This is a genomic window from Yersinia alsatica, from assembly GCF_025133195.1.
Lineage (GTDB): Bacteria > Pseudomonadota > Gammaproteobacteria > Enterobacterales > Enterobacteriaceae > Yersinia > Yersinia alsatica.
In genome coordinates this window covers 2,892,129-2,907,110 of record NZ_CP104006.1, presented here as the reverse complement: position 1 = coordinate 2,907,110, position 14,982 = coordinate 2,892,129, and the positions used below count along the sequence as shown (strand labels likewise).

Below are 14,982 nucleotides of genomic sequence, written 5' to 3'. Positions count from 1 at the left end.
TTTCATGGTTATTTCTTAAACTTTAAAGAAAGCAATGAATTATTGCCCACTGTCATATATTTATCAGCTAAAGCCTCGGTACTATTAAATGTAGCGATAGCCAACTTTCCATCAATCGTCGTCAGCAACATTACATTTTTGATGGTTCCATCCGCAGCCGGTGTATCCATGGTCAGAATATAAGCTTTACGCCCATCAATATCCTTCTCTTCCAGAGTAGGTTTAAATGCAGCGAATTGCGTTTTCATCATTTTGACGACATCACCAAGCTTACCTTCAGGTATGGCGTTATTGGTATCGCTAAATGCGAAAGATACGCTACCATCGCCAACAGCGTAAGCTTCTTGCGGTGCATTGGCTTGAGGATACTTAGTTGCCAACATTTCTTTAGACATCAACGTGAATTCAGCTGGCATATCAATGTAAGCTTTGCCACCAAAGACTTTAGTACCTGTTGGTTCGGGATCAGAACAACCAGCCAGTACAATCACCATTGCAAATAATAGAAAAATACTTTTCTTTAACAAAATAAACACCCCAGAATAAAATTAATATAATACCCAGCAATAATGAATGCCTGGCACTGTTTTGATAAAGTTTCGTTGCCACTAAATTATATCCACTTGTATTCTTCCCAGTCCATTTAGATCATCCAAGATATATCCTAATTAATTAACTCCAACATATAGATCTAAGTTTTTAATATCGTTTATTTTAATCACAAAATAATTTAAATTGATTATTACATGTAACATTCACATTTATAAAACAAGTAAAAGCATCATTAGCTAGAATAAACATCCATAATTTATCTTGTAGAAAGGTAAATATAATGATGCGAATACTGATGGTGGTCTCTATTCTCTCTGGTGTTAAATGAGTAAGGTGATATCCCCCTTCGCCCCATTTTAGTCTCCGACATCAGGCCGACGACGTAATTTTTACGTATTGCACACGTGAAAATAAATACAGTTACGATAAACTGTGTAGCTAAAATAAGGAGATAAGATGAGTAGTGAGATATTTCTTGCTGTCTTGGGGGCAGCACTACTACATGCTAGTTGGAATGCACTAGTCAAATTTGGTAGTGATCGTTTTGTGGCTATTTCGCTGATGGCGATCTTCTCTGGTGTTATCTCACTTATTGGCATTCTTTTTGTCGGCTTTCCCTCCCTTAGTGCACTCCCTTGGTTGCTCCTGTCAGTTGCTTTCCACACCGGTTATTGCCTGTTTCTGAGTAAAGCCTATGAACAAGCTGAATTTGGTCAAATTTATCCTATTGCCCGTGGTGTGGCCCCATTATTAAGTGCCCTGCTCTCATGGCTAATTTTGTCAGAAATACCGCGAACAATCGCTTTATTGGGTACGTTAGTTTTGGTTTCTGGGGTGATTATGATGACATTTGATGGCCGCCACGGCCCCAATAAACTCAATGTCAGAGCGATAATCTATGCCCTTATTACTGCGACCTTTACCGCTTGCTATACCCTATCAGATGGCGCGGGGAGCCGGGCCAGTATTGAGCCTCTTAGCTATATTCTGTGGTTATTTATGTTCAATGGATTAACCATGTTCACACTCCTTTGGATAATGCATCGTAATGTGGTTTTTCGTGAAATCCGGCAACACTGGCGTCACGGTATTATAGGCGGTGCTATGCAGTTACTGGCTTACGGGATTGTTATCTGGGCCATGAAAAGCACACCAATCGCGCTAGTCGCGGCCTTGCGTGAGACCAGCGTGCTTTTTGCTATGGTTATTTCTGTCTGGATGCTAAAAGAAAAGCCCTCAATGCTGCGTGTTATCGCCAGTGCCGTAATTATGGCTGGCGTTGTTATTACCAAATTTGGCTAATACTTAATCAAATGGTAGTGCTACCTATTGCTTTGATAAAAACAAGCAGGCAACCTCTGCTATAAACCGGCTATACTCATATAAATCCTATAAACAAGGAGAATATATGCTCATAGGGTTTGTTTTACTGGTTAGCACCTGCGGAATGGATGCTTGTGAGGCTCTGCCCGTGACTGACGAAGTCTATACCACACGCCACGAATGTATGGCTGTGGCTGCTCGACTTCATGAAAGACGGCCCGATGTGGTATTGATTTGTGGTGAAGTCTACCGCGATAAACCTTAATGAAATCTTTGGGGGGGATTACCCCAATCTAGCTGCCCGATTATTCTGTTACCCTGCCCATTTAACAACAGATCAAAAAATACATTTTAAAACCACCATGCTTATGGTGCTCCCTGTCATAGCACTTTCCGATTAAGTACAAATTACATTCTTCACGGGTATAAACAATCCGTTATAAATCAAAAGTTATTGTAAGGAATCACAGAAGAGTACAAAGTCGTGCTACGCTTTAATTAAGTGGTAATAGCAACATACTTAATAAATCATTGCCATATAACTGCCTATTAAGAGTGCGCTATAACATCACCAGCCCATAAGTTACATGTCCCAACATTGTCTGGAGCGCCGCAATGAATCCTCCTATATATGTCCCTTAAATACGCCTTAAATGTCCATAAAGAATAATACCAATAACAGGTCATTACTTTTTCATATATAGGATTCCAACATGTTCCAATTCGACGCTTATGGCACACTGGTTGTTGCAAGTCTGGTTCTATTGCTAGGACGGCAATGTGTTCAGAATATTCCTTTATTGCAAAAATATGCTATTCCAGACCCAATAGCTGGCGGTTTACTAGTAGCATTGACGTTCTTGCTTATTCACCAAACAACCGGTTGGGAAGCCAACTTTGATTCATCATTACGCGACCCATTAATGTTGACGTTTTTCGCCTCCATTGGCCTTAACGCTAATCTGGCCAGTTTACGGGCAGGTGGTAAAGCCCTGGTAAAATTTATTATTGTCGTTATTGGATTTTTACTCATACAGAATACCGTCGGTATCGGTATGGCGAAAATATTAGGGCTGGAACCCTTGATGGGATTACTTGTAGGGACAATTACCCTGTCTGGTGGACATGGTACGGGAGCGGCCTGGAGTAGTGTATTTGTTGAACATTATGGATTAATCAATGCGACTGAAGTCGCGATGGCCGGTGCAACTTTCGGTCTGGTACTCGGGGGCGTCATTGCTGGCCCTATAGCATTATATCTCATTAAACATTCAGCAACGCCCAATGGGCGACCCGATGATGCCCTGCAACCCACGACCTTCGAAAAACCGCAGTCAGGCCGAATGATCACATCACTGGTATTAGTCGAAACCATTGCCATGATTACCATTTGTTTGATGGCAGGCAATTATATTAGAGGGTTACTTGCAGGGTCAGTTTTTGAATTACCGATATTTGTTTATGTCCTATTTATTGGGGTTATCCTCAGCAATATACTGACTTATACTGGGTTTTATCAGGTTTTTGACCGCGCAGTATCGGTGGTGGGTAACGTGAGTTTATCCCTTTTCCTGGCAATAGCCTTGATGAGTTTAAGACTGTGGGAATTAGCCTCTCTGGCGCTACCAATGCTAGCGATTCTATTGGTACAAACACTGGTCATGGTTTTGTACGCGATATTTGTCACTTACCGAGTAATAGGAAAGAATTACGATGCAGCGGTTCTTGCTGCTGGGCATTGTGGCTTAGGTTTAGGTGCAACACCGACTGCAATTGCGAATATGCAAGCAATAACCGACCGTTTCGGGCCATCTCACGTTGCGTTTCTTATTGTACCTATGGTCGGTGCTTTCTTCCTGGATATAGCTAATGCTATCGTAATTAAAATGTCTTTATTGCTGCCGATGTTTGCGCAGTTAAGCTAATTTAAGGTCTCAGGTAATTATTAAGACTTCAAGGGTACCCATAAGTCGATGGGTACCCTATTTACCGGATAGAAAACGGCTTATATTATGAATATTCCCGCACTAAATTAGCCAGTATCTCTAATCCTCTATCTGCCTGTTCCTCTGTTGCATGGCTGAAGTTTAGTCTCAACTGACCACATCCTGTTGATGAATGTGGGAAGAAGGGCTCACCCGGCATAAATGCAATATTATTTTCAAGAGCTTTAGGCAGTAGATGACGAGTATCTATACAGTGATTAAGTTTCAACCAGAAAAATAACCCACCCGCTGGTTTTTCCCATGAAGCGAGGGAACCTAAATGACGCTGTAGAGAGATCTCAAAGGAATCACGGCGTTGTTTATAATAAGCCGCCAGTTCCTTCATATGCTCGGAATGATTAGGATCACTGAGTTGCTGTAATACCAGCCATTGGCTGATTCGACTGCTGTGTAAATCCGTCGCTTGTTTTAGCCGAGTCAAATAAGGAATCAACTCTGGCGAGGCGACAAGATAACCCAACCGAAGCCCGGGTGATAAACTTTTAGAAAAAGACCCCTGATAAATCCAAGGAGCTTGCTGTAATAAGGCACATACCGGTTTCCGCTCACAAGGGTCATAGACCAGATCACTATAGGGATCATCTTCAAAAAGCGGCAACATAATATCGTCACATGCTTTTGCCAGAGCGGCTCGCTGAGTCAGACTGAGGCAATGACCACTTGGATTCTGAAATGTAGGGATGCTGTAGGCAAAAGCAGGTTTTTCTGTCTTAAGTTTATCAATATCAGGCTGAGCCGAATCATAGGCAATAAACTGCGCACCAAAGAAACGAAATACTTGTAATGCCGCCAAATAGGTCGGTGATTCAACAGCAACAGGTGTTCCTGCATCAATGAATAACTTAGCGACCAGATCAATCCCTTGTTGTGAACCTGAAATAATTAATACCTGTTCTTGGGTGCAGGATAAACCACGCTTACACAGATTCTGTGCAATTTTTTCGCGTAATTCAGTCTCTCCCTCGCTGGCCCCATATTGCAGCATCGATTGCGGCATTCCCGCAAGATTTAAGTGAGGGAAACTTTCTATCGCGGGCAACCCACCGGCAAATGAGATCATGCCAGGCCGATCAATCACTGAGAGTATTTCCCGTATTGGTGATGGGTGAAGATCGTGCAGCCGTGAGGAAAATCGATTATTCTGGCCTACTACTGTCTTATTCATTGCAGTCCTTCCATAAAGGTCAACGAATTTGACCTTTATGGAACATAAAATGGACAGCTTGTTACGTCAATACTATTGACCTAATTATTTTTTATTTGTGATAAAAATTCGATGGCAACAGCTAAAAACAGATCGCAACAAGAAGACTTATTACTCCATCAAGCCATCGAGCAATTTTATTTCGGTTATCGCTCCTTTACTGAGTTGCCCGATAAATTACTGGCGGAGCAAGGATTAGGGCGGGTACACCACCGCATTTTGTACTTTGTCGGGCACAATCCCGACATTGCTATCAATGCGTTACTGGGCATTTTAAAAATCAGTAAACAGGCACTTAATGGCCCACTAAAGCAATTGGTTAAAATGGGATTAATTACGGTGACGGCTGCTGCACATGATCAGCGAGTGCGGCAATTATCTCTTTCCCCCGCGGGTAAAAAACTCGAATCTCAATTAACCAATACACAAAAGCAACTACTACAGCAGGTATTCCAGCAATTGGGCAAAGAAACTGAAGTGGCCTGGCTGCAAGTTATGCAACTCCTCAGTAAAGGACTGACCGACTCGCTTTAACCCCCCACTTGATCTCTTTTTGAGTATTTTCACCACCACGCCAATCTCTCGTTAGCCCGAGTCAGGTGAAAAGCGGTTTTTCCACATCAACGTGGCGGATAGTTAAGCGCAATCACTATCTAACAGCGCCGTCCCATATGAATTATCAATGGTACACAACCAGCGGCCATCCGCTTCATGGCGAAATACATAAGTTGCCCGCCGAGTGGTGTTGACGGTTCCGCCCTGACCATCAGGAAAACGTAGTACCGTTTCCATAATAACCAGCGCATCATCCGCACCTTCAATAACCTGCATTTCCCCTTGTTCAACAACAAGTTGATTTTGGAAATAGTCAGATATAGCAATAAAAGCCCGACGAATATCTTCCGCACCTCGGGCAATCATTCCAGGCTTGATCACCAGCGCCGCGTCCACGGCATAGTGCTTCATCAGTGCATCAAAATCTCTGGCGGTAATAGCCCTATCACAGGCTTCAATAACCTGCCGTATTGGGTGTGAATTCATAAATTAATCTCCTGACAAACCTCAAAGACCTAAGTACTGGTAAAGCCCAGCTTTTCCAACCGGTATGGTGAAATTGCTCACGACCGCTCAGAACTCACCTTATCAGCGTGATTCGAATAGAGGACAACCGCGGCACCAATCAACATGGCGACAATAACGAGCACAATCTTATCTTCTTCAGTTCCCCCTATCCCACCGGCGGTCAGAAAATACCAAGCCGCGAAAATAGATTTTGCCACCTTCTTCCCGGTACTTTGCTCTTTAAGACAAATACTACGTACAGCCCAGGCACCTAAAATCAAGCCCATGAGTGCCAAAACAGTTCCCATTTACTGACCCTCTAAACGTTATTATTCGTCACTAACTCCATACAAAGGAATAGCTACGAGACTTTATATATATCAGGACGGGTTATTTGCCAAACATAATCAGGAATATTAACCGGTTGATAGCCGACTTTCTCATACAACCAAGGCGCGGTGGTGGTAACGAGCATAACTCGACGCAAGCAGCTCACAATAGGGTGTGACTGGCAGCATTCAATTAGCCATAATCCCAAGCCACTTTTCTGATATTCCTCAATAACATAGACATCACATAGATAACCAAAGGTGGTAAAGTCCGTTATCAGCCGAGCAAATCCAATTTGGTTATGGTGATGAAAGAGCCCAAAACACAGGCTATGAGTTATTGATGCACGAACAGTCTCTTTATTTATCCCCGCCGCCCAAGAGGAGCGGGTCAGATAACGATGAATAGCATCAATATCTAATTGAGCAGGGTCGGTGGTGATAATGAAATGATCTTTGTGCCAATTTAGCGGGGTATCCATCGGATTTCGCTGACTCCTGATAACTCAGTTAAATGGACTGGCAATAGTTTACTGAGCTGGCGCGAGGTAGTAATGGAAAGATCGCCCCTCAGAATTTCTTCAGAGGGGGATATTATTAGTAGTAATTTATCAGGAATACAACTTTAGCGTGTGCTTTGTTCGGCGTGACATCAATTTCGGGCATATTGATTTAATAGACGGTGGCTAAAATGGTTATGCCATTGTCATTCAATCACTTGTAGGTCATGGTAAAACTCATCATGGTATTGGCCGTGCCGGGTTGTAATCTGGCTTCAGTTTGGTAATAGCGGGCTTTAAGTGGGATTTTATAGTTCCCCCCCGTGCTACCACTGTATGCCGTCAGCCGCGTAGGTTGACCAAATGTGAACGGGTTTCCCACTTCATCGAGTAATTGCACCCCAATACCACTGGCAGTTGAACTACTGTCCAGTGCCACGACAGATGACGCGGCATTCAGGATCGGGGTCACGGCATCAATCTGGTAGGTAATGGTGTTAATGCCTGCCGGGCAATTGTTCAACGCAACGTCAAAATTAACCGCTGCGGTAAATGACCCCATCCCTGAGAATTCTGACGCATCGTGAGTCCCTAGCCTCACCAAAACATCTGGCGTGAGGCAACTCAGCACTGTCACCTGTGTTGCAGTAATATTGATGGTATTGACCAATGAGGTGCTCCATGCCCCGTTAATTTTCATCGGAGCCTTCGCCACGGTCATCGCATTGACTGTCCCGGCAGTTATCGGGCCAGTTTTAACCAGAATGGCACGAAATTGCCCACCATTAGGCAATAATTCCGGCGCGTTACAGGCATAGCCTTGCACATCAGAAACCGGTTTCCAATCCGGCTGCCAGCCACATCCATTCGCATAGCCTTTGGAGCCCATGGCGATACCGACGCCAGCCAGATTAGTATTAAACACTTTATAAACCGCCCCTCCATCAGTGATAGTTAACCCCGACGGTGTCAGCATATATGCTTCAAAACCGATACCAATACTCTCCTGTACCGTCGCAGAACAGGTAAACCAGTTCGTCTCGGCTGCCGTCATCGACCAAGAGCTCAGTATCGTCCCAACATCAGCATCACTCGGTACTGTTACCGCTGCTGGCATAGGTACCGTAATGGTTTTCGTATTACCGGTGCAGGTGGTGAGCGCCAGAGCACCAGGTGATAACACCATCAGAGTTCCACACAACAACAGCAGCAAGCTCGCTGTTGAGAAGATACGGTGTCTGGCTAAGTCTATGACTGAGTTTTTCATTATCATCAAGCCCTATGCCGTTGGCTGACTGACGCATCAACCAACGTGAAAAGTTAAACAGAATGTCTGACACGGTTGACAACACATGCACTGATAACGTGCTTTATCTCCCCGCGATGGATTTATCCCTGCGGCACACACGTTGAGGTAAATTGCATTATTCCGGTGGTTTTCGTATTCGCCTGTTGTGGCGGCAAGATATAGCTGAGATAGCATTGCTGCCCAGCCCCCTCGCCCCAGCTCACTTGCAAGCGCCCGCGTTCTTCACTGACCCGCGCATAAACCTGCCCGCCCTGCCCAACAGAACCCACCGCCAGGCCTTTCATATCAAGGACATCGGCACCAAAGGGTACCGGTTCGCCATCCGACTGTATGGCATTGACCAATATCGGGTAACCCTTGGTACTTTTATATTTCACCATCACCACCGCACCCGCATTTGGGGCAACTTTCTGACTGGTTGACTCCAACTCAACATCATAAGAGGTGCCTTTCGGGTCGATGGTGATTTCATTCATCTGATAGGCATTCAGATACGGCACCACGGCGTAGCCTCGTGAATCTATTTTCACGCCGGAATAAGACGACACTTCTGCCCCTTCCGCCCCTTTGGCCTCTACCACCGCAAAGGTCTCACTGCTGTATGGGGTTAAGGTTACCCCTCCTGGGTGGGCAATCATGCTGCCGGAAATACCGACAGAACCACTCTGGTAATTGCTCCCCCCGCCATACGACGCCATGCTGGTAGCACGATCGCCGCGATACTGGCCATTCACACTGCCACTGGCACCTGAGCCGCCATTACTGTTCATCGCGGTAGCACCATAACTGAACTGGCTTTGCTCACCGGCACTGCCTGATACTGTGGCCTGTTCGCCCCAATCGCCCTGGCCATTACGGTTCATTTCCAGACGCATCTGCGGCACATTCCGCTGGTCATTGCGCCCTAACGGGAAGCTCACGCTGACCAGATAGGTATTTTGCATATCACCCAACCCAGAACGACTGCGGTTAACACTCAGCCCATAGGTCATACTTTTGTAATTATTGCTGTAACCTATTTGATACTGTTGGTCACTGCCCTCTTTGTTCCAGTAATCCTGCAACGAGCCACTGATATACATCTGGCCCCACTTCTCCGGTAATCCCTGAGCAGCAGTGACGGTGAGACGGTTCTTTGCCCGATAGATGCGGTTGGCATCATAGCCCTGACGCTCAGCATCGATGGTTTGCATTGCCGTCGAGAAATCGAGATAACCCTGAGTGGCGAAGCGGTGGGCGGCCACGCTCAGATTACTGTTGGTTTCCGTGAGTACCTTGCTGTAGCTGACCTGATAGCTCTGACCACTTTCCGACCCTTCCCGCAGATGGGTGTTGGCTTGTGTCACATCAAATGCCACTGCGCCAATCGGGGTACTGAATGCCGTCCCGAGCTGCACGGCATAATAGTCTTCACTGACCTGTGCGCCGGTATAGCCGGTAATACTGTTACTCAGACCGCGTTGATAAGTTCCCTGATAAAGTCCCGGGGTAAAGGACAGCGAGTCGTTGCGTACTTTACCTGCCGTCAGACTGTAGCGTTGAGAACCGGGGCGCAGTAACTGTGCCACCGCGGCAAACGGCACCTGAAAGTTCTGAGTGCTGCCATCCGCCTCGCGTACGGTCACATCTAGATTGCCGCCATAGCCGGTTGGGTAGAGGTCATCGATGATAAATTCACCCGGTGCAACTGTTGTTTCATATAGCACCTGACCGCTTTGGCGGATAGTAACCAGCGCATTGGTGCGCGCGATACCGCGCACTTCTGGCGCATAACCGCGTAAAGACTCAGGCAACATGCGGTCATCAGTGCTAAATTGCACACCGGTAAAGGGTATGGTGTCGAATAACTGCCCGGGAGTATTGGATTCCCCCAATAACACCCGACCCTGCGCAGCCGGAACATCCCGCTGCACATAGCTATTAATACTGGTGTATTTGCTCTCGCCATTTTCCTGCCAGTTATACGAGCCGTTATGACGGAAATACCATGATCCCAGATTAAGCCCGGTATTAATGCCCGCAAAAGCCGAGTTAAACGTCTGCCCATTTGATGAGCTGCTATAGCCATTGAGTGAATAACCCAGCATTCCTGATGTTACGCCGCTGTCCCACAAGGCAGGGCTTACTGTTCCACGCGCGGTATGGAGTAATAGAGCCTGAGGAATAGCGATATTCAGATGCTGTTCACTGTTATCAAAGGTGACTGACGCATCTGGAATAAGGGATTGCAGGTCAACACAACCGGCTTCTTTCTTCAGCGGTACTAAAGACTGAGATGGCAAAGCATCGGGTTTGAGATTAAGACTGGCAATAAGTGAAGTGGATAAACAGGCATACACACTTTTATCATCGCGGGCTTTAAACTCCACATTTTCATTGCCAATGAGTGAATTATTTAAATAAATATCGGCACGATAGTTGCCGGGCAGCACACTGCTACCTGTCGAGAAACGACTTAAATCAACACCGGAACCAGTATGAGCCGTATTTAAGAACGCATTATCAAACTCGGCAACCTGTGGTTTGCTGCTTTCGGGTGTGGTGTTAACTGTGGTTTTTTCAGCACTCTCTATTTTTTCTGAACTCTCCGCAGCCAAAGCCACAGGGGACAAAAAAGTTGAAATAAGCGCTGCCGCCAAAGGGGTTAAAAAATAAATACGATCAGGTAGACCCGCAGAAAAAGTTATTGCAGAGCGTTTCATTATTTATTTATTCCGTAGAATACTCTCATCTTCTGACCCCACGATATACGCGGCAATCTACTGGTATTTTTTTATGACTTAATAAAAAAAGGTTATCTATCAAGGCTTGATAGTCTGACTCAGTTTATTCAGCGCACCGTAATCATTAACAAATTCAATATCTACCGTGGAGCCTGAACTATTCCCTGGAAATGCAAACGTTAGCGAATCTTTGGGACTGATCATTTGTCCTTCAACTTGGGATTTTTTACCCCCGGCATTAACCTCAACCGTCACCAGCGAAATATGGAACGGCGTTGGGTTCGTCGCTTTAAGCCCACCGGGTACTTTTGTCCAGACGAGTGATTTTGCAGCATCATTCGCATTGCCCATCAAACCCTGAGGGCGGAAAAACAATTTAATCCGCGAACGATAAGCCATCTGTAAATAATTTTTCTTACTGCTGGCATCAGCTTTAGCCGGTATTTCTAATACATTGAGCCAAAATACAGACTCTTTATCTTTAGGTAATGCTGTGCCGGTATAGCTAATACGTAGTGTCTGACTTTTATTCGGCTCAACCCGATTAATTGGCGGCGTGAGAACAAAAGGCACTTTTAATGTTTCTGGGCGGGCATTTACATCACCGTTATCTATCCAGCTTTGTAATACGACTGGGCCACTACCCATGTTCGTGACTTTTACTGTCACTTCTTTTTGACTCTCAGGATAAACCACCCGAGTTCCGCTGATAACCACACTTGCCTGAACAGAACGACCCACCAGTAAAAGTAAAATCAAGGCTGAAAAAACAGTGAATAAAATACGGTTAGTTCTGTTCATAACCACCTCGACACCTAGTGAATGAGTGCATATTTCAATTTTAGTTCTTATCGTCAAAAAGGGCAGATATCTGCCCTTAATATTTCAAGTTTACACTTTAATACTTATTTGTATTGAATAGAGTAAACAACGTTGCTGATAACTGTACCCGGAGTGGTTTCACCGTCAGCATAATATTGAACAGCATAGGGCAGTGTTGCAGAACCTGATGCCGCATTAACGTAGGTTGTACTGATTGCCTGGCTGGTGTTACCGGCTTTAATTGGAGCCATTGCGTTAGATCCATCCAGTAATTCAAGGCTAACCATGCCAGCATCACCGCTTACATTCTTCAGGTGACCGGTGACAAGATCAACACTCGGGCCTGCTTCGAAGAAAGCAGAAACCGTCTTAAGTGTTCCAGAACAGTTGCTCAACGCCATATTAAAACCAGTGCTACCAGCAACCTGATTAGCCGTTGTCAGTTGGCTGGTGCTGACCGTTGGTAACACCACTGTTGCCTCTGCGCCCTGCCCATCAACTGATACGTTACAGGTAGAAGCGGTCAACTCACCGGTGAAGTTGATGGTACCGGTAGATGCAGCTTGAGCGGCGTTAATACCAGTGAATGCAGCAACGACTGAAGCAATGATAGCTAATTTTTTCATTTATAATTCCGATTATTAATAAATATATGAGTAAAAAACTCGATACTATTGTGTGTGAATTCAATTGTGAGGTGTTGCCCACAATAATTAGTAGATATTTATTTATCGTTGCTGGACATTAAAGTCAGTTCAATGAGTTTCTCAAAAGAGTTCATAAGTTAAAAACTCAAGCAATATTACCACGTTAGCACAATCGACATTTTAAATATCATTTATAGGCATGAGAAATACGGGGGGGCTAATATCATAAACATATAAATCTGATGTTTAATACATTAGAAATCCAAACATCCTTATAGCCGACCTCAATAACTATGAGCAGGAGTATACGCGATCAAATCCTCTAGTAAATGGGACAACCGCAGATCTTTGGCCCAGAGGTCGGCAAATAATTAGCATAAAAAACTGGATTGTGAATTTATAATGGTTTTTTAGCTCACTGTAAATTTAAAATACTGAACGTTAATATTGATTCGGATCATTTTAGTAGCGCATTATGTTTTAAATTAAAATTAAAAAATAATACATTTCCACTATAAATTGAAAATAATCATATTATTCCGGTAATTATGCCGACAAAATAAAAAGAATATTCCTATAAAAATGTAGGAAAGAACTATATAGAGATGATAAGTTGACGTTATAGAGCCACTAAAATCGCACTTATTTTTTGAAAAATAAAAACCAATCTGATGATTTTATTGAAATTAATCAAAAATAGTATTGTTAAAGTTTAAAAGTGTGACAGAAATCATTTAAAAAAATCCAAATCAACAAAAGAGTAGGTAGAGGCCGTCAGAAAAAACACTAAAGTCATAGTGTATTGCACTTAACTGCATGACAAGACTGGAATAATGCATCAATTGTTAAATGATTCGTAGTTTTAAATACCAGTCGTTTGATGCCAGAATATTGAGGAGATAATTCGAATATGGTAATGATTATTATTTTCAAACAATAGTATTAAGATGTATTTATAACCACCCAGTAACCATCAAGTACAAAAAATAAGTGTGTTTCTAGTTTATGCATTAATAATGACCACCTGCCATTTTATGTAAACTTTGTATTTTAATGTAAAGTTTTCATTAAATTTATATATAAAACCCAATAATCTTAAGCCCAGAATAGAGTGACGTTGAATAGCATGCAAAAGTATCGAACTATTTTTCAACTAAATATGCTGCTTCACCTGAGGTGCATTATCGAGTTGCCTAATTGCTGGCGTAAAACTGGCAGCAACAGTCGCTACCACGACGGCAATGGCAGAAGATAACAAAACAGCCTTGCTGCCATAGTGCATCGCGAGAGGACCAGCAGCAATTTCACCTAGAGGAATGGCGATAAATGACCCCATGGCATCATAAGCATAAACTCGCGCAAGTCTCTCTGGTGGAATATGAGTTTGCAGCGAATGGGCCCAAACAACGCCAAATTGGCCAAAACCAACCCCAGCAATGAAAAATGCGCCCATCAGAATAGATGTCGAAGAGGCCAGACTCAGCAGGACGATAGGTATGGCACAAAGTGCAATTAGCATGACGCCAACTAGCAAATCGCGCCGTGGACGCCATCGAAGCGCAATAAAAGAACCGACAATTAAACCAATACTTTGTGTAGCAACAATCATCCCCCAGCCCGTTCGCCCAAATGAAGCATCTGCCACTATGGGGCCAAGCACCATCACCACGCCGCTAAAAGCAGCATTAACAATAGTAAACTGCGCGACAATAGCCCAAACCCAAGCCCGGGAAATGAACTCTTTCCAGCCATCTCGCAGATCCTGCAAGATATTAGTTTGTGATTCAGAAGACTGCATCGGGTTAATACGGATTAACATATAAAGAGGTGCTGCGGCGGCAAATCCCAAAGCATCGATGGCCAATCCCCAGCCGGGCCCAACAGCACTGGCTAAAACACCGCCCAAAGAGGCACCAATGACTGTTCCCGCATAGATACCCAACTGGATAAAAGCGTTCGCTTCCCGAAGGTTACGTGTAGGCACGGTTTGTGGAACCATTGCCGAAGAGGCTGGCAGTGCAATACCTGCGGCGGCGCCGTTAACCGTGCCTAGCACCATAAGCCACATGATTGTTGCTGTCCCATCAAGCACTATCCAGGCGACCACGCCCTGAGATAATGCCGCGATGACGGATGAGGATACCAAAACCAGACTGCGGGAATAGCGGTCTGCAAGCACACCGCCAATCAATAAGAAAGCAACATTGAAGAGAGAACGGGCGGCAACCACCAGCCCTAAATCAGTTGCAGTCCCGCCGATATCAAGTACTGCAAAGGCCAGTGCAATAGGCGCAATTCCATTGCCTAAAACAGTAAGCAGGCGGGCGAAAAATAAGTGGCGAAACGGAGCGTAGCTAAAGGTATGCCGAGAAGGTAAGACGGTAGAATTCGTGTTCACACACTTGGCCCCAAACTGATTTCGATAATGAGTTAAAACAATAAACTCTAGCTATTATCACAAGTTACAACAATTTTTCAGCAGTATATCAGACTACCCCACCCATT

General features: G+C 44.4%; 14 protein-coding genes. 4 read left to right on the top strand and 10 right to left on the bottom strand.

The annotated features are described in order from the left end of the window. Positions 1-8: 8 nt before the first annotated feature. Entirely contained in the window at positions 9-527 is a 519-nt protein-coding gene (locus tag N0H69_RS12920; protein ID WP_050146236.1) for a hypothetical protein, read from the bottom strand. A gap of 481 nt (positions 528-1,008) precedes the next feature. Between N0H69_RS12920 and N0H69_RS12915 the strand changes: the two genes are divergently transcribed. From N0H69_RS12915 to gltS, 3 genes are all read left to right on the top strand, one after another. Beyond that, a complete protein-coding gene (locus N0H69_RS12915) occupies positions 1,009-1,854 on the top strand; it encodes a DMT family transporter (RefSeq protein ID WP_050121211.1) in 846 nt (281 codons plus the stop codon). A gap of 106 nt (positions 1,855-1,960) precedes the next feature. After that, positions 1,961-2,140, top strand: coding sequence for a hypothetical protein (locus N0H69_RS12910; protein ID WP_050109643.1), 180 nt, complete (start codon positions 1,961-1,963; stop codon positions 2,138-2,140). Positions 2,141-2,588: 448 nt separating this feature from the next. Beyond that, positions 2,589-3,800: a sodium/glutamate symporter gene (gltS, locus tag N0H69_RS12905; RefSeq protein WP_050151117.1), complete on the top strand. Its 1,212-nt coding sequence runs from the start codon at positions 2,589-2,591 to the stop codon at positions 3,798-3,800. Positions 3,801-3,885: 85 nt separating this feature from the next. Here the strand turns inward: gltS and N0H69_RS12900 are convergent, their stop codons facing one another. Then, complete coding sequence (locus N0H69_RS12900; protein WP_375541943.1) at positions 3,886-4,941, bottom strand: aminotransferase-like domain-containing protein; 1,056 nt, start codon at positions 4,939-4,941, stop codon at positions 3,886-3,888. A gap of 216 nt (positions 4,942-5,157) precedes the next feature. Between N0H69_RS12900 and N0H69_RS12895 the strand changes: the two genes are divergently transcribed. Continuing rightward, a complete protein-coding gene (locus N0H69_RS12895; protein WP_050136351.1) occupies positions 5,158-5,619 on the top strand; it encodes a MarR family winged helix-turn-helix transcriptional regulator in 462 nt (153 codons plus the stop codon). A 102-nt stretch (positions 5,620-5,721) separates the two neighbouring features. On the opposite strand, the gene N0H69_RS12890 is transcribed toward N0H69_RS12895, so the two are convergent. The 8 genes from N0H69_RS12890 to N0H69_RS12855 form a co-directional block, all read right to left on the bottom strand. Then, the gene (locus N0H69_RS12890) at positions 5,722-6,126 is read right to left on the bottom strand and encodes a YybH family protein (protein WP_050109647.1); all 405 of its coding nucleotides are present in this window, start codon (positions 6,124-6,126) and stop codon (positions 5,722-5,724) included. 77 nt (positions 6,127-6,203) lie between these two features. Beyond that, positions 6,204-6,455, bottom strand: a complete 252-nt coding sequence (locus N0H69_RS12885) for a hypothetical protein (protein ID WP_050109648.1) — start codon at positions 6,453-6,455, stop codon at positions 6,204-6,206. A 53-nt stretch (positions 6,456-6,508) separates the two neighbouring features. Further along, positions 6,509-6,958: a GNAT family N-acetyltransferase gene (locus N0H69_RS12880; protein ID WP_050151116.1), complete on the bottom strand. Its 450-nt coding sequence runs from the start codon at positions 6,956-6,958 to the stop codon at positions 6,509-6,511. A 232-nt stretch (positions 6,959-7,190) separates the two neighbouring features. Then, positions 7,191-8,243 carry a fimbrial protein gene (locus N0H69_RS12875; protein WP_216594359.1) on the bottom strand — a complete coding sequence of 351 codons (1,053 nt, stop codon included), beginning with the start codon at positions 8,241-8,243 and terminating at the stop codon, positions 7,191-7,193. 122 nt (positions 8,244-8,365) lie between these two features. Next, entirely contained in the window at positions 8,366-10,987 is a 2,622-nt protein-coding gene (locus N0H69_RS12870) for a fimbria/pilus outer membrane usher protein (RefSeq protein ID WP_050109651.1), read from the bottom strand. 99 nt (positions 10,988-11,086) lie between these two features. Continuing rightward, entirely contained in the window at positions 11,087-11,809 is a 723-nt protein-coding gene (locus N0H69_RS12865; protein ID WP_050121208.1) for a fimbrial biogenesis chaperone, read from the bottom strand. A gap of 104 nt (positions 11,810-11,913) precedes the next feature. Further along, positions 11,914-12,456, bottom strand: coding sequence for a fimbrial protein (locus N0H69_RS12860; protein WP_050109653.1), 543 nt, complete (start codon positions 12,454-12,456; stop codon positions 11,914-11,916). Positions 12,457-13,630: 1,174 nt separating this feature from the next. After that, positions 13,631-14,875 (bottom strand): MFS transporter, encoded by a 1,245-nt coding sequence (locus tag N0H69_RS12855; RefSeq protein ID WP_050109654.1) that lies wholly within the window; start codon positions 14,873-14,875, stop codon positions 13,631-13,633. Positions 14,876-14,982: the final 107 nt, after the last annotated feature.

What these genes read in the sequence shown, in the direction of transcription:
- N0H69_RS12885 (WP_050109648.1), bottom strand. Translation starts at nt 6,455, where the DNA reads ATGGGAACTGTTTTGGCACTCATGGGCTTGATTTTAGGTGCCTGGGCT.
- N0H69_RS12900 (WP_375541943.1), bottom strand. Translation starts at nt 4,941, where the DNA reads ATGATCTCATTTGCCGGTGGGTTGCCCGCGATAGAAAGTTTCCCTCAC.
- N0H69_RS12875 (WP_216594359.1), bottom strand. Translation starts at nt 8,243, where the DNA reads ATGAAAAACTCAGTCATAGACTTAGCCAGACACCGTATCTTCTCAACA.
- N0H69_RS12860 (WP_050109653.1), bottom strand. Translation starts at nt 12,456, where the DNA reads ATGAAAAAATTAGCTATCATTGCTTCAGTCGTTGCTGCATTCACTGGT.
- N0H69_RS12890 (WP_050109647.1), bottom strand. Translation starts at nt 6,126, where the DNA reads ATGAATTCACACCCAATACGGCAGGTTATTGAAGCCTGTGATAGGGCT.
- N0H69_RS12870 (WP_050109651.1), bottom strand. Translation starts at nt 10,987, where the DNA reads ATGAAACGCTCTGCAATAACTTTTTCTGCGGGTCTACCTGATCGTATT.
- N0H69_RS12910 (WP_050109643.1), top strand. Translation starts at nt 1,961, where the DNA reads ATGCTCATAGGGTTTGTTTTACTGGTTAGCACCTGCGGAATGGATGCT.
- N0H69_RS12895 (WP_050136351.1), top strand. Translation starts at nt 5,158, where the DNA reads ATGGCAACAGCTAAAAACAGATCGCAACAAGAAGACTTATTACTCCAT.
- N0H69_RS12865 (WP_050121208.1), bottom strand. Translation starts at nt 11,809, where the DNA reads ATGAACAGAACTAACCGTATTTTATTCACTGTTTTTTCAGCCTTGATT.
- N0H69_RS12915 (WP_050121211.1), top strand. Translation starts at nt 1,009, where the DNA reads ATGAGTAGTGAGATATTTCTTGCTGTCTTGGGGGCAGCACTACTACAT.
- gltS (WP_050151117.1), top strand. Translation starts at nt 2,589, where the DNA reads ATGTTCCAATTCGACGCTTATGGCACACTGGTTGTTGCAAGTCTGGTT.
- N0H69_RS12880 (WP_050151116.1), bottom strand. Translation starts at nt 6,958, where the DNA reads ATGGATACCCCGCTAAATTGGCACAAAGATCATTTCATTATCACCACC.